Origin of the sequence: Photobacterium chitinilyticum, from assembly GCF_004104355.1 — a bacterium.
GTDB classification, from domain to species: Bacteria; Pseudomonadota; Gammaproteobacteria; order Enterobacterales; family Vibrionaceae; genus Photobacterium; species Photobacterium chitinilyticum.
The window spans coordinates 379395-394496 of the sequence record NZ_RJLM01000002.1 but is presented as its reverse complement, the minus strand read 5'-3'; the positions used below and the strand labels follow the sequence as shown (position 1 = coordinate 394496).

General features: G+C 48.8%; 16 protein-coding genes. 8 read left to right on the top strand and 8 right to left on the bottom strand.

From position 1 onward, the window contains the following. Window positions 1-36: 36 nt before the first annotated feature. From EDI28_RS07880 to EDI28_RS07870, 3 genes are all read right to left on the bottom strand, one after another. The gene (locus EDI28_RS07880; RefSeq protein ID WP_128783300.1) at window positions 37-351 is read right to left on the bottom strand and encodes a DUF6506 family protein; all 315 of its coding nucleotides are present in this window, start codon (window positions 349-351) and stop codon (window positions 37-39) included. Window positions 352-451: 100 nt separating this feature from the next. Next, entirely contained in the window at window positions 452-994 is a 543-nt protein-coding gene (sigZ, locus tag EDI28_RS07875) for an RNA polymerase sigma factor SigZ (protein ID WP_128783299.1), read from the bottom strand. 205 nt (window positions 995-1199) lie between these two features. Beyond that, entirely contained in the window at window positions 1200-1898 is a 699-nt protein-coding gene (locus tag EDI28_RS07870) for a glutathione S-transferase family protein (RefSeq protein ID WP_128783298.1), read from the bottom strand. Window positions 1899-2020: 122 nt separating this feature from the next. On the opposite strand from EDI28_RS07870, the gene EDI28_RS07865 reads away from it, so the two are divergent. The 7 genes from EDI28_RS07865 (at window position 2021) to EDI28_RS07835 (ending at window position 7753) form a co-directional block, all read left to right on the top strand. Further along, window positions 2021-2524 (top strand): asparaginase domain-containing protein, encoded by a 504-nt coding sequence (locus EDI28_RS07865; RefSeq protein WP_128783297.1) that lies wholly within the window; start codon window positions 2021-2023, stop codon window positions 2522-2524. Between the two features lie 184 nt (window positions 2525-2708). Continuing rightward, window positions 2709-3482: a DUF3450 family protein gene (locus EDI28_RS07860; RefSeq protein WP_128783296.1), complete on the top strand. Its 774-nt coding sequence runs from the start codon at window positions 2709-2711 to the stop codon at window positions 3480-3482. Further along, window positions 3469-4860, top strand: a complete 1392-nt coding sequence (locus EDI28_RS07855) for a MotA/TolQ/ExbB proton channel family protein (RefSeq protein WP_164918499.1) — start codon at window positions 3469-3471, stop codon at window positions 4858-4860. The genes EDI28_RS07860 and EDI28_RS07855 overlap by 14 nt, the downstream gene beginning before the upstream one ends. Continuing rightward, a complete protein-coding gene (locus EDI28_RS07850) occupies window positions 4853-5359 on the top strand; it encodes a MotA/TolQ/ExbB proton channel family protein (protein ID WP_128783294.1) in 507 nt (168 codons plus the stop codon). Before EDI28_RS07855 ends, EDI28_RS07850 begins: the two co-directional genes overlap by 8 nt. Next, on the top strand, window positions 5359-5763 hold the full coding sequence (locus EDI28_RS07845; protein WP_128783293.1) for an ExbD/TolR family protein: 405 nt from the start codon (window positions 5359-5361) through the stop codon (window positions 5761-5763). Before EDI28_RS07850 ends, EDI28_RS07845 begins: the two co-directional genes overlap by 1 nt. Window positions 5764-5765: 2 nt before the next feature. Then, on the top strand, window positions 5766-6419 hold the full coding sequence (locus EDI28_RS07840; protein WP_128783292.1) for an energy transducer TonB: 654 nt from the start codon (window positions 5766-5768) through the stop codon (window positions 6417-6419). Next, window positions 6419-7753 (top strand): tetratricopeptide repeat protein, encoded by a 1335-nt coding sequence (locus EDI28_RS07835; protein ID WP_128783291.1) that lies wholly within the window; start codon window positions 6419-6421, stop codon window positions 7751-7753. Before EDI28_RS07840 ends, EDI28_RS07835 begins: the two co-directional genes overlap by 1 nt. Before the next feature lie 99 nt (window positions 7754-7852). Here the strand turns inward: EDI28_RS07835 and EDI28_RS07830 are convergent, their stop codons facing one another. Continuing rightward, on the bottom strand, window positions 7853-8665 hold the full coding sequence (locus EDI28_RS07830; RefSeq protein ID WP_164918498.1) for an AraC family transcriptional regulator: 813 nt from the start codon (window positions 8663-8665) through the stop codon (window positions 7853-7855). A gap of 82 nt (window positions 8666-8747) precedes the next feature. Between EDI28_RS07830 and EDI28_RS07825 the strand changes: the two genes are divergently transcribed. Further along, window positions 8748-9935, top strand: coding sequence for an MFS transporter (locus EDI28_RS07825; protein ID WP_128783289.1), 1188 nt, complete (start codon window positions 8748-8750; stop codon window positions 9933-9935). Window positions 9936-10012: 77 nt separating this feature from the next. Here EDI28_RS07825 and EDI28_RS07820 read toward each other — a convergent pair whose 3' ends face one another. The 4 genes from EDI28_RS07820 to EDI28_RS07805 form a co-directional block, all read right to left on the bottom strand. Next, window positions 10013-12115, bottom strand: a complete 2103-nt coding sequence (locus tag EDI28_RS07820; protein WP_128783288.1) for a TonB-dependent receptor family protein — start codon at window positions 12113-12115, stop codon at window positions 10013-10015. A gap of 149 nt (window positions 12116-12264) precedes the next feature. Beyond that, on the bottom strand, window positions 12265-13029 hold the full coding sequence (gene fecE, locus EDI28_RS07815) for a Fe(3+) dicitrate ABC transporter ATP-binding protein FecE (RefSeq protein WP_128783287.1): 765 nt from the start codon (window positions 13027-13029) through the stop codon (window positions 12265-12267). Next, window positions 13030-14034 carry a FecCD family ABC transporter permease gene (locus EDI28_RS07810; protein WP_128783539.1) on the bottom strand — a complete coding sequence of 335 codons (1005 nt, stop codon included), beginning with the start codon at window positions 14032-14034 and terminating at the stop codon, window positions 13030-13032. It abuts the gene before it with no gap. 26 nt (window positions 14035-14060) lie between these two features. Further along, a complete protein-coding gene (locus EDI28_RS07805; RefSeq protein WP_128783286.1) occupies window positions 14061-15101 on the bottom strand; it encodes a FecCD family ABC transporter permease in 1041 nt (346 codons plus the stop codon). Window position 15102: the final 1 nt, after the last annotated feature.

Below are 15102 nucleotides of genomic sequence, written 5' to 3'. Positions count from 1 at the left end.
ACCGCCCCTAGAGCGAATAGAAGCGGCTATTAGCAATCAAGATAAAAACAATTCATCACCGCTGGCAAAGTCCAGACACGGGTGTTTATCAAAGCGAACGACGCCGACATGCAGGCGACTACCAGCAGCCTTCACGACTTCAGCAACCCCCTGGTGGCCAAACCCGCCACACAGCTCTACAGCCTTAATCCCTTCATCAACCAAAGAATCAATAAGCTCGCATGCTTCTTTATAACCGGACACTGCAATATTTTTTACATGTACTTCCTTGGTACGAACCCAAGAGTAATCAGTTGACGGATTGGCTTCTGGTGCGACAAAAATAAACGCGGCTTTGAATACGTTTGACATGTTTTGGCTTCCTCATTCTGTTGAAGGCTGCCATCGTACAGGTCGCTTGAAGCCAGGTATTGTAGAAATACGCCAAATGATTTATCTGCATTTAAGACAACTAGCACTGCTTGCATCGTTTGCTTTTTGCTTGAAAATCCATGATATTCCCGCGGCTATCAATCGACAGTTCACAGCACTCTTTAAACAGCATGGTCATCTTGTCCCGGCTTTTTTGTACCCGTGATTTTAGCGTCGAGTACTTCATGCCATTTTTCTCGGCATACTCCTTCTGGGACTGGCCGTGAATATCGATTGATGTCAGCATATCTGCTTCATCATCCGGCAGGGCCTGAATAAAAGGCAAAATACAGGTTGATAGCTGCTGGTGGACGGTCATACCTCCCTCGGTGTACCACAGTTCATCCTGAGTAAGATCCTTTCCTTTCGCCCTTTTACGATAAAAATCAATTATCGAGTTATTGGCCACCTGAAAAAGCCAAGACTTAACCTTCTTCGTCTCCTTCACTTCACTGAGGTTGTGATAAGTCTTGATCAGTATTTCCTGAAGGAGATCATCCACATCATCAGGGTTGGAAACATTGGAATGCAAAAATGCCTTCAAACTTGCTCGATATTCGTTCCAAATTACTTCCAAGTTCATTTTACTCTCTCTGTACTATGTCAGGTGTTAGGGGCTGAGATCTGGGGTTCAAGGATCTACATGAATCATCTTAAGCAAGTATCTGGCCTTTGGCCAAAGCCACCACCACTGAAACATCAACAACCACAAAAGGCTATGAACCTATAAGTTCACAGCCTTAGTTTTAACGTTTGTACGCTACGCGTAATTATGTTTTCGCGATCTATTAACCGCAGCAGCTGCTTGAAGAACAGACACTGCTTTGTTGAACATCTTCACCGGTGCCTAAGTAGGTGCTAGACAGATAAAAGTCAGTAAATAGCGACTCAAAATCTGCCGATACCGTTTTTTCAGCAATCCCTGTTTCCAATAGAGCTGACTGCCAAGCCTGGGTTTTTGGTAACCCGCACAAGAAGTCAAAGTCAGTATGCTTTTTAATAATTGCCGCACGGTGAAGCAATGGCAGCCATGCCAAATCAACATTGCTGAGCTCTTCTGATTTGAAAAACTTGGTTTCTCCCGACAGGTGCGCTTCAACCTTGCCAAATGCCTTGGTAAACCTTTCGACACGATCTTCAAACGTTGCCTTGTCTTTGCTACTCATCGTACCGCACTGAGTCAGGTAATTTTTTGAACCCAGGTAGCTCCAGGCTCGGTCAAGGGCACGCTGCTCGTTGCTAACGCCGGCTTCGATAGGGCCAAACTCGTCTTCGATATACTCAATAATGGCATCTGACTCAAAAAGCGCAGTCCCCGACTCAGTGACAAGAACGGGAACCTGACCGTTCGGTGCCAGATCTAGGAACCACTGAGGCTTATCTTTCAGGCTGATATATTCAATTTCGTAAGGAATTTGCTTTGCTTCCAGGGCAGCAGTAACACGCTGGACAAACGGACAGATTTTGAAACTAATTACTTTAATCATCTTGAACCCTAACTCTCATCTTCTGTTTAAGTACCTATAAGACGAACCGTCAGCAGAAAAGACGAAAAATAATTCATTTTTTTCTTAAACTTTCTATTAGCAACTTTCTGTTGGAGACCCACATGAGCAATATTAATGATGAGCACAAAATACAGCTTATCGTTACCGGAGGCACGATTGATTCATTCTATGATACCGACCAATGTACAACGGTATGCCATGATGAAACGGCCATTCCTGACTTCTTGGCTAAATTTGCCAATATTACCGCCGATGAGTATGAGCTGTTTGAGGCTTGCATGAAAGACAGCCGAGAGATCAGTAACGAAGACATACAAGAAGTAAGTAATGCCATTATCAATAGTAAGAGTTCTCGCCATATTGTCACTCATGGTACTTTCACACTGTTTGAAAGTGCGCGAACGCTGATGGCAATGCTGCCCGACAATCATGGACAGGTTATTGTTTTCACGGGTGCAATGTGGCCATTGGTCGGCTTTTCCCCCAACGATGCCGGCTTTAACCTAGGTTCGGCATTTGTTGCTGCACGCTTGGCAACACCAGGAGTCTACATCGCCTTTAACGGCAAACTATATCTGCCAACGGATCAGGAAGGCTTGCACTAAGCCTTACTTTTCATCGCCTCATTACGCCTGATCATTCACAAAATCAGGCGTAATTATTCATCACAAATCATGCCTTTCAGATATCTATTTTGTTTAACTAACAAACAACACATCCATTGACTCTACCAATGGATTATGTGTAAATACGAATCACAATCATTGATAATTAAATTAACACTTACGAATGAACAAGAAACTACTCTCTTCAGTAGTTCTGTCTAGCTTACTTTGGTGCACTCCTTCATGGGGAAGTACAGCGCAGGAAATGGATGCCTTAGTAAAACAATGGATGGAAACTGAAACCGCACGAGCCGATCTCCAGTCCCGTTGGGCAGCTGAAAAGCAGCAGATCTCTTCCCTCATCAAACTGTATCAAGCGGAAAAGAAGGCCCTAACCGACAAAGTTACTTCTGCCTCCGTCTCTGCATCCGAAGTGGATCAAACACGTATTGCCCTCGCAGAACAACAAGATGGTTATGAGGCAAACGCGGCTCAGGCAGAACGGATTCTAGCCCATGCAAAAACAGCGATGACAAAGTTGTGGCCCTGGTTACCGGTACCGCTACAACGACAACTAGAGGAGGCAAATGCATCCCTGCTCGATACCAGTGCCTCCCTGGCTAACCACATGCAAAGCTTGTTAAGTATGCTCGATGAAATGCAGCGATTTAATGCCATATTAACGCTGAATAAAGAGATCCTAACCCTAGAAAATGGCAAACAGGTGGCAGTAGAGCAGCTCTATTTAGGCCTGAGTCAGGCGTGGTTCATTTCCTCAGATGGTAAAACGGCCGGTATAGGTTCTACCTCCGCAGAGGGCTGGCAATGGCAAGTTGTGCCTGAGTATGCCGATGCTATCGCCGAGGCCCTCGCCGTGTTTAAACGTACCCGACAAGCTAGTTTTGTCGATTTGCCAGTCATTGCGTCAAAGGTTGCGGAGAACGATGATGTTCAATAATTTCATTCCGGGCCACCCCCGCCCTAAAGTAATGACAGCAACCTTGCTCGCCATAACAACATTAATGGCCAGTTTCGCAAGCCATTCAGCAACAATATCAACAGTCGAAAGCAGCATCAGAAACGATTTGAAAAAGTCGATTCAGCAGTACACAGCTGCAGAAAAGCAGGTCAGAAATGAACGCCAGCCACTATCAGCGCAGCTTAACAAGCTTGAAAAAGAACTCTCATCACTACGAGTAAACGCCGCCACCGTTCAGCGACAAAAAGACGAACAGTACTTAGGTATAGAGCAGCTCAAAAAGCGGTTGGCCCAGTGGAAAGAGCAGGATGCCTATATCAACAACCTATTGCGGGAATTTAACCATAATCAATCAGGTATAACCGTTCCTCCCGGCCATACAGCCCAAGCCAGCAAGCAAGGGCTGGCCGCGTACTCTTCGTTCGATGCCATAGAGCGCTCGCTTGTGACACTTCATCAGGCGCTAAGACCGCAATGGGTAAACAATCGTTCAGTATTATCACCATCAGGTGACATCATTCAGGGACAGACATTAACCGCAGGTCCTGTGCAATGGTTTATCAATGCAACTCAGGCTGGTTTGGTTGATCGTACACATCAACCCCTGCCGATGCTGATATACACATTCGATGACGACCAACAGTCTCAGCTCAACCTCCACCAGCAAGGACAGCTTACACGCCTGTCACTGGATCCGACGTTAACACGAGCGACGGCGCTTGAGGCGCAGCAAGAATCGATACAAGATCATCTGGCAAAAGGCGGGATCTGGACAATACCGATCCTTGCGTTCGGATCTTTCGCCTTGCTCATCGCCCTGTTCAAGGCCATCCAGTTTATCCGCTTGCCCAAGCGCGATCCCGCTCTGATCGGCCAAATACTGAATCGAGAAATCCCCCCGCAGCAGGGATTAACTCAGGCCACCGGCTACCAGCAGGAATTAATCCGGCTTGCCGTTACTCACCGCCATAGCGGACGGGAAGTCATTGATGATCTGATGTACCAGTACCTATTACTGACCAAAGGCAAGCTCGAGCGCATGCTGACTGGGATTGCCGCCACTGCTGCCGTAGCCCCTTTGTTAGGTCTCCTGGGTACGGTTACCGGCATGATCAGCACTTTCAAACTGCTCACACTGTTTGGTTCTGGTGACGAAAGCATGTTGTCGACGGGGATCGCCCAGGCGCTGATCACGACGGAGCTGGGCTTGATTGTGGCAATTCCAGCATTGATCTGTCATGCCTATCTCACCCGTCGCGCTCGTCGCTACCTCACCGCACTGGAGGCTGACAGCGTACTACTTAGTCAGCTAGGCCAGATCCACCAGTCCGACAAAAGAGACGCTGACTATGCCTGATCGTTTCTCTGGCTCTGCTGTTATCCAGTCTATTGAGCAGATATTCAGCCAAGGCGGCATCATCATGGCGGTGCTCGCTGTCGTGGCATTTATCGTATATAGCCAGATCATTGATATCTGGCTGACGATTCGCTGCCACACCTTGCCCGAGGAGCACCGAGAGCTGACAGAAAAAACCAAAACACTCGCAGTATGGGTATCCGTCGCTCCCCTTTTAGGCCTTCTTGGCACAGTCATCGGCATGCTTACCACATTCCAGAGCATGGGAACCACTTCCCGGATCACAGGGGCCACCCAAGATCCGATGAACGGTATCGCATCAGGTATTTCCGAGGCGCTACTGACAACGCAAGCCGGGTTAATCATCGCCATACCGGCATTATTGCTGAACATTGGTTACCAGCGAAAACTCCAACAGTGCGCGATATCCGTAGCGACAAACCACACTGACACCCTAGCGCCAGCGAGCCAACACATTAACGATGGAGGCAGCCTCTAATGGCACGACGCTCTATTTTTAGCGATGAACAACAAGGGCTTGGTATCGACATGTCACCACTGCTAGATGTGGTGTTTATCCTGCTGATCTTCTTCATCGTCACCACAGTATTTGTCAAAGAGTCCGGCGTAGAGATTGATCGCCCCCAGGCACTTTCAGCCTCTCTGCTGGCAAAGAAAAGCATCTTCATTGCAGTTTCGAACGACGGAGAAGTTTGGTACGGCGGTTCGCGTATTGGTTTGGCGGGCATCAAGCCGACCATCAAACAGCTGATAGCGACTAACCCTCAACCCGTCATTATCCAGGCAGACAAACAGGTTTCTGCCGAGCTGCTGATCAAGGTATTAGACGCAATCAAACTGGCAGGAGCGACTCAGGTGAATGTCGCCACGCAAGGAGAATAGCAGTGCGATTAAAACAACGTCTGCTGACATACCTGCTTACGATAATTCCGCTGGGTGTGATCCTGCTGCTGATCATCGCCAGCCAGAACATTCCGTTTACTAAGCCAGAAACGCTCACGGTCAGACAAGTAGAAACGGTCGTTTTACCCCCACCTCCTCCGCCACCTTCCCGCCCGCAGAGCCAACAGCAGGAAGTCACCAGATCTAAGCTGGATCTTACTCAAGTGGCAAATGACGTTCAGCTCGAACTACACCCCATCAGGGTTGATTTAACAACGCTAAAGCCGGATTTAAACGTAGAGGCCAATATCGAGTTCGATTTGCCACAACAAGAGATCGTTCAGGAAGTGATCAAAACCGTGGCTAAATTTGCGGTTGCCGAACTGGATCAGACTCCTACTCTAATCAATACGCTTCAGGTACCGAGCCTGCCTCGTCAGTTGACACGTCGAGGCATCAAATTCGCCGATGTGATTTTACATATTGAAATAGATGAACACGGCCAAGCCAGCTTGAGGAACATTCGGAAAATGGAATACCCGGTACTCAAACCCATTGTTACAAAAGTGGTCAAATCAGCCCGTTTTACCGCCCCGACCAAAGAGGGCGTACCGGTAAGAACGGAATTCCTATGGCCAGTACGGATTACTGAATAATGAAAATATTTTCCCAATTAATTGCTGTATTCATAATTACAATTATCAGCCCGGAATCCTATGCCAGTGTCACGGTATCAAAACCGTCAATCACCGTTGATTTCAGCCGTCAGCCACTATTAAAACGAGAAGCAACGTTCTCCGATAGCGAAGCCAGACTGCTGGCAAAAGTTCAGCCATTACTGGAAAAACAGCAGTACGCAAAAACGCTGAAACAGCTTAAGACCAGCCAGCCGAAAGAAAGTAGTGCAGCCTATGACTTTCTGCTTGGGCAACTGGCATTTAGCCTGAAACAACCAGGCACCGCTGAAACCTATTTCCTCTCTGCATTAAAAAAACAGCCGGACTTTGTTCGTGCGCATGACAACCTTGGCATACTTTATCTGCAAAACAACCAGTATCAGAAAGCCAAGCGTCACCTGACCCAATCTATCTCTCTCGGTGGCGCAAATGGTCGCTTATATGGCTACCTCGGTTATATTCACCTGCAATCTGAAAACTACCAGGGCGCGACAGCCGCTTACCAACAGGCTGCTTTGCTAGAGCCGGAAGATACATCTTGGCAGCAAGGGCTACTGCAGAGCTATGTTGCCTCAGGCGCTCACTCCCAAGCGAAATCAATGCTGCAACCAATGCTGGAGAAAACCCCCAATGACGCACAATTGTGGCTGCTACGAGCAAATATCGCGCTCAGCGAAGACAGTGTCGTCGAGTCTATCAGTAGTTTGGAAGTCGCCTACCGGCTTGGAAAAAGGAAAGCGACGGCCTGGCAACTGGCCGATCTGTATTTACAGCAAAAGCAATTTTCTCTAGCAAGCCACTACTACCTTAGCCAGCCATCAGAGATTGCCAAAAACTACCAGAGGCTAGATAGAGCTATCCAATACTTGCTCAATATTGATGAACTCGACACGGCGAAAAAGCTCATCGCAGCTGCATCTAAACAGCATCCCAAACTGTCAACCAATGCCAGCGGCAAGCTCTATACCCGAGTCGGGCAGCTGGCACTCAGACAAGGACAGCTAACTACCGCCACAACTAACCTCAATAAAGCCTTAAAGCGCTCTCCCGTCAATGGGGAAGCGTTACTGGCCTTGGCTACAGTCAAGACCGAGCAAGGCAATAACAACGACGCCGAACTGCTGCTGATCCGGGCGGCGGGGATCAACCAGAGCCGCCTGCAGGCTTTGCAGCAATACGCCCAGCTTTCCCTAGACCAAAACCGCTATGGCAAAGCCTTATCATTGCTTGAGCAAGCAAAACAACTCGCCCCGGAAAATCAGCGCCAGCTAGATCAGCACATCAAGGTGGTTGAACGGTTAGTAAACCGATAAATAGTAACTTTAGCTAATATTGTTTCAGCACTTGGTAAAGTAATGAGGAGTGCAGACGCCAGACCTTCTGCACTCCTCTTGCTGTAAAGATAGCCAATGTTATTTGGCAAAATAATCTCTCGGTGAGCAGTCGAAAAACTGTTGAAAAGCATGAGAAAAAGCCGATGGCGAGTTATAGCCGACATCCAATGCCACCTGGGTCACGGGCTTGCCTTGCTCAAGCAGCGTCAGCGAATGCAGCAACCTCTGCCTTTGCCGCCACTCTCTAAACCCCATCCCCGTCTCTGATAAAAAGATCCGGGTTAGGGTTCGGCTAGACACCCCCAGCTTGCTGGCCCAGAGCTGCATACTGAGATCGTTTTCTGGACTCAATTGCAACGTTTTTACCAATACATCAAGCCGGGGGTCTTGCGGCATCAGAAGCGATAGCGATACCTGAGGCTGGGCACTGAGCTGGTCGAGCAGTACTGTCAGTAAGTTAAAGTCAGGCTGCTGCCACTGGGCATCAACATCACACCGCGCCACCACGGCCAATATCAACTCTCGAGTTAGGTTTGTGATATTAAATACTTTGCAAGCGTGCCCTAGGTACCCAACTTGATCCGGACGAAAATACAGGCTTCGGAACTTAGCCCCACTCGGTGCAAATGCCCGATGGGTGCATTCAGGCGGAAGCCAAACGGCCCTTTGCGGCGGAACCACCATTGCCTGATCGCTAACATCTACATTTAACACCCCTTCAGAGGAATACATCAGCTGATACCAGGTATGACTATGGAAAGATCCTTTGTGCCCGGGCGGCATGTCCACCTGCCTTGCCAATACCCGTTTGTCGCCAGCATTGGTTATCTGTTCATTGGAGCTTATATGAGATAACCCTGCTTTTTCTTCACCTTGTCTTTTTGGCGACATAACTTGGCCCATTGTCGAAAGTAAGCCATCAACATACTTGATAATCTACAAGGCATCAAATTCCTTGCGGTTAGGACACTCCATGAAGATCTCAGCACAGAATCGATCCTGGCAAACACCACAAACCTTTTTAATACTAATCTCTATCGTCGTTCCTATTGCCTTTGCCAGCTGGCAAGCCTTGCTCAACAACTTTGTGATTGAGAAAGCGGCATTTACCGGTGCTGACATCGGCGTTTTGCAAAGCGTACGGGAAATTCCTGGATTTCTGGCTTTTACAGCTGTCTTTATGCTGTTGTTTATAAAAGAGCAGAAGTTCATCATTCTCTCTTTGGCCCTATTAGCCGTAGGCGTCGCGATTACGGGATTCTTTCCCTCGTTCTCAGGGCTGCTGTGTACGACCTTGCTGATGTCTGTTGGCTTTCATTACTTCGAAACCCTGAAACAGTCTCTATCACTGCAATGGCTGTCAAAAGAACAAGCCCCCGAGGTATTGGGTAAGCTGATTTCAATCGGCGCTCTGGCCTCGCTCATTACCTATGCTTGCCTTTGGGTGTTACTTGAACAGTTAGCACTGGACTTTAAATGGATTTACCTGATTGCCGGTGCCGTATCCTTAAGTTTGGTTATCTTCATCTGGCTCGGTTTCCCCACTTTTGAAGCAAAAACCGTTCAGCATAAGAAGCTTATTTTGCGCAAAAGATACTGGCTCTATTACGCCCTCACCTTTATGAGTGGTGCCAGAAGACAAATTTTTACCGTCTTTGCCGGTTTCTTAATGGTTGAGAAGTTCGGCTACTCTGCCTCCGACATCGCGCTATTATTTTTGATTAATCACCTGTTCAATTGGTTTTTTGCCAAGAAAATTGGCCAAATCATCGGCAAGGTCGGCGAGCGAAAAGCGCTAATATTCGAATACGTTGGCTTAATACTGGTCTTTGCAGGCTATGCCTTTGTCGAGTCCGCACAATGGGCTGCCGGGCTATATGTTGTCGATCATCTATTTTTTGCTCTGGCACTCGCCATCAAAACCTATTTTCAGAAAATTGCCGACCCGGCTGATATTGCCTCAACTGCTGGTGTTGCCTTTACCATCAACCATATTGCGGCAGTTGTAATACCCGTCACTTTCGGTTTGCTATGGCTAGTCTCACCTTCAAGCGTATTCATTGCAGGCACCATGATGGCAGGTTTATCCCTGATTTTAGCGTTCAACATTCCCTGTCAGCCAGAACAGGGAAACGAGGTAAGAAAACTAAGGTGGGCTTAAGCCGATAAAAAGCCGCCTTAACAACATTAAGGCGGCTTGTTTATATTACGTTGCACTAACAGTTGAATCGTTAAGCGTTAGAAAGTGTACTTCACATCTAGGCTGAATGAACGTCCCGGGGCCGGGTAGCGGCCGACAGGGCTGACATCAATGCCTCGGAAGTAATAGTCTTCATCAAACAGGTTGTTCACCGAGAAACCGGCTCGCAATACGGAATCATCTTTCTTGTACAGATCTTTGCTGATGTTGAAGTTCCATACCATGTAGGCAGGCACTTCACCTTTCGCTCCCGTTGCATCTTCCTCTTTGGTATTTGCATTGTCGCTAAACGACTTGCTGAAATACACGCCTGATACCGTTGTCTCGTAACCATTCAGATCGTAGCTTGCATCCCACAATAGCTGGTGCTTGGAAACATAAGGCAGCTCATTGCCTTTGTTGGTACCCTCTTTTTGTTCTGCATCCAGGTAGTTATACCCCATGTGCAACGTTAGCAACGGTAATGAATCAGGAACGTAGAAGCCTTCAACCTCAAAGCCCTGATGTACGGTCCGGCCAATATTGTCAAAGGTCTGATCGGTTTTGTTCCACTGTAGCTGATCGTCAAAATCAATGCGGTAAAGTGCAAGGTTCAGGCTATTTCTACCCTGTGTATAGCGTCCGCCCAGTTCATAGTTCCATGCCATTTCGGCACCTTCATCCGCCTTACCTCGTATATAGGCGATCTGCGGTGCACGCAGCGAACGCTGGGCATTGGTATACGCCAGCCAAGTATCGGTTAACTGATATGAGGCAGTAAAACCAGGCAGCCACTCGTTGACCGTATTCTGATCCCCGGTGTTTTTGCCAATATCGACAAAGTCCATATCGATGTGTTCATAGCGAATACCCGGGGTGATCGTTAGCTTGTCGTTGGCCAGTTTGATCTCATCACTGATATAGGCCGCCCACGCCTTGGTGTCCAAGCTCCAGTCACGCGGTACTTTCGTGGTGTTATCTGTAAAGCTGGTTTGAGTCAGCTTGTAATCAATGTCCTCGTTAACAAAACGCATGCCGACGATCAGCTTCTGGTTAACCGTTGCACCATCAATATAGAAACTCGCTCTCGGCTCGACGCCCAGTACATTGAACTCTCGAGGGGATGTTCTCAGGTGAGTGGAAGGTTTACCCGGATCGGCCCAGTGTTCACCTTTAACCGCGTTATAGCCCCACTCAAAGTTTCGTTTCGCCGTATGGCCAAATACCAATGCATCAAACTCACCATAATCGGCAAACAGGAATTGGTTAAACAGGCGATTATAACGTAAGTTCCAGCGAGTGGTTTCTCCTTCATAGTGATCATGAGGGCGAGTTGACTGACTGCGATCCTGATCATAGTCCGCCGGGGTAAGTGCGCCTGGCATATCGGTATCAGCGTCATAACGCTGGACAAATGCTGTCAGCATCTGCGCATCATCGATCAACCACTCCGTTTTCACCTGGAAGTTGGTCACATCGGTATCCGTATTATCCCGGAAGGTCTCGCCTTGTAATACATTGCCTTCTAGCTGAATCGCAAACTGATCCGAAACTCGACCACCGGTACGGAGATAAAAGTCGTTGAGTGGTTTATCCCCGCCTTCAAATACCGTCAGCTTGTTCTCAATCGATGTCTGCCATTTTTCAGGAATAGACTTGGTTACCAGGTTAATCACACCGCCGACATTATTCGGGCCATATTGAACTGTCGCTCCCCCTCTGACGATATCAATACGATCAAGCATACTGAGCGTGGCCGGGAAGATTGATTGTCCGGTATGGCCATAAGGTGCCAGCGTCATTGGCACGCCGTCCATAAGAAACTGAGCATGGCCACTTCGGCTCGCTTTCAGCCCTCGCACAGAGATATTAGGCAATACACCTGTTCCTGATTCATCCTGAACCTGAACACCCGGCACACGCTGCAACGCATCATCGATAGACAGTACAGCCGTCTTTTCCATTTGCTCGCTGGTCACAACGGTTCGGTTACCGGCATAGCTTTTCACTTCATCTATGTGGGATTCACCAATAACACTGCTGTTCACTGTCGTTTGTTCGAGAACTTGTAACTCTTGAGCTAAAGCAGTATTCGCAATTAGGCTCGCGCCGATTGCTGTTGCCAGCACTGAATACTGAAAACTTTTCCTTGTTGATTTCATAACTTCTTTTTATAACCTTTATTAGTGTTGTCCAAGTCAGCAACATTGCACTGATTTGAAGAATAAAAGGCTCCATTGCTATTCTGGTGTAGTCGGGCTGATACCAGCCTCGTTTATTATAAAAATTCTTTAAATCCGGCAGAAGTCGATTAGTAGGGAATACACATTGGTGTGCCGGCAATCGGATCAGGTATTACAGTCGCCTTCAGGTTAAAGACATCACTGAGTAACTCGGCATCAAAGACCGACTCAGGATCCCCTTCTGCCACAATCACCCCTTCTTTCAAGACAACCAGATGATCGCAATAGCGGCAGGCCTGGTTAAGATCATGCAGCACGACCACCACGGTTTTTCCTTTATCATTCATGGCTCGCATCATGTTCATCAGTTCGACCTGATGAGAGAGATCCAGATAGGTCGTGGGCTCGTCCAGCATGACGATATCGGTATTCTGCGCCAGGATCATCGCTATCCAGACTCGTTGCCGCTGCCCGCCCGACAGTGCTTCCAAGGGACGCTGGGCCAAATCAAGTACACCTGTTTCCCCCATCGCCATTGCGACCTGAGCTCGGTCTTCTTCTGTTAGCCGCCCCCAATGGGATAGGTAAGGCGTACGGCCATACTCAACCAGCTGTTGTACGGTGATGCCTTCGGGGTTGACTAATGTTTGTGGTAACAGGGAGATTTTCTGGGCTACGGCCTTATCTGACATACCGTGCACGGTTTCGCCATTTAGCAATATCCTGCCAGACGTCGGCGCTAAAATGCGCGATAAAGCCTTTAACAACGTCGATTTACCGCAACCATTCGGACCGATTAGGGCGGTGATTTTACCTTTGAGAAGTCTCAAGCTCAGATCAGACAATATGGTGGTTCTATCATAACCAACGGTAATACGTTCAGCTTTTAGCATTTACCAGCCCTTATAGCGGGAAAGAAGAAAAATAAAATACGGCGCACCAATTAGAGACGTCAGTACACCGGCGGGCAATTCCAAAGGAGGCTGAATACCCCGGGCCAAAATATCAGCCACCAAGACTAGCAATGCACCGCAACTTGCCGCGACGGGCAGTAACCATCGGTGCTGGCTGCCAACCAGCAGTCGTGCCAAATGCGGGGCCAGCAGGCCAACAAAGCTGATTGTGCCGGACACTGACACACTAATACTGGCCAGCATCACAGCCGTCAGCAGTGCCAGCATCTGGGTACGCCCGACACTGACACCCAGCGCCGTTGCGGTCTGCTCCCCCAGCGCCATCACATCCAAGCGCCATGCCAGCCAGAAGGCGAGCGGGATAAGTACCAGCAATGTCACGAAAATGAACGGAACTTGCTCCCAGTTTCGCCCCCACAAACTGCCAGTCAGCCACACCATGGCAGTATTGATTTCGACAGGATGGACAATAAGCAGAAAGTCGATGCCGCTACTTATAAAGGCACTAATTGCAATACCGAGCAAAGCAAGACGCGCCGGTGTAGGCTTAATAGCCGCCGCAGCCAGGTAAATACAGAAAGCGGCACTGAATCCCCCGATCACAGCGGCCACCGGTAACCAGTAAACAGGCGCGGCAGGAAAGATAACCAGTAACGAGGTGGCGGCGAGTCCGGCTCCGGCACTGATCCCCATCAGATCAGGCGATGCTAGCGGATTGCGAATAACCCCCTGCACCAAAGCGCCGGACAGGCCCAGCCCTGCTCCAACCAACATCGCCAGTACCATTCTCGGCAAACGGTAGTGGTTAATGACAAAATCATGATCCCCGCCACCAACAAGTGCCGCCCATATTTCATCTGTCGATAGAGAAAGTGCACCGATATATAAGCTGCAGGTAGCAAGCACTACCAGCGCGATAAGCAGCACCAGTAACGTTATCCGGCGCTTGCCCGTCTGCCCGGTACTGGTCTTGCTGGTATCCATATTCTGGCTTCGATTAACAATTTCGCTCATGACAGCTTGCTCCTCATGGCCAACAGGATGAAACAAGGCGTACCAATCAATGCGGTGATAATCCCAACGGGTGTTTCGGCAGGAAACGCAACCCCGCGGGCCAGTAAATCGGACCATACCAACAAGGAGGCGCCTAACAAGGCGGCAATAGGGATCAGACGACGATGCTCATGCCCCACCAATTTTCGGCTGATATGTGGGATCAACAAACCGACAAAAGCAATCGGACCGGCAATTGAAACACTGACAGAGGTGAGAAGAACAACGGCAATGCAGGCCAGCATCCGCACTCGTGTAATATTGATCCCCAAACCACAGGCCATGTCTTCTCCCAGCGAGAGAATATTCAGCTTTCCAGCAAGGCTAAGTGCCAACATCAACCCAACCATGCTCACCGGCCATATTAGCTGCCACTGTTCCCATCCGGCTTCGGCTACCGAGCCCGCGAGCCAGTGCAACACGCTATAAGCCAGTTCGTCGGATATAATCACTGCCGCACGGGTGAGCCCGGTCAGCAATGCATTTACGGCAATACCAGCCAGAACCAGACGCAGTGGGTGAATTCGGCCGGAAAAAAAACCGCCAAGCAAAAAGACCAGCATGCCCCCCATTGTTCCGCCTATCGCCGCAGTGAGCACAGGAGGAAGAATACTCAGAAAGCCAACGCCAACGGAGGCCAAAGCCATACAGCATGCGGCTCCCGCGTTAATTCCGAGTATCGCCGGGGAAGCCAACGCATTACGGGTTATCCCCTGCATCAGCACTCCGGCAACCGCTAAATTTGCGCCAATCAGCAAGGCCACCAATGTCCGTGGCAAGCGGAGTGTAATGATCAGCTGCTGCGACATTGAATCGGGGTCAAAGGCAACCAATACCTGATACACATCATCTATCGACAGGCCAAATGTCGACCAGGCTATTAGTGACAAAACGAGAGACAAGACCAGCGACAAAAACAGCGACAAGACCAGTCCAGTAACCGTCCATAGGCTGATCAGCGATGCTTTTGTTTGGGGAAGCCGAGCAATCACTTGCATG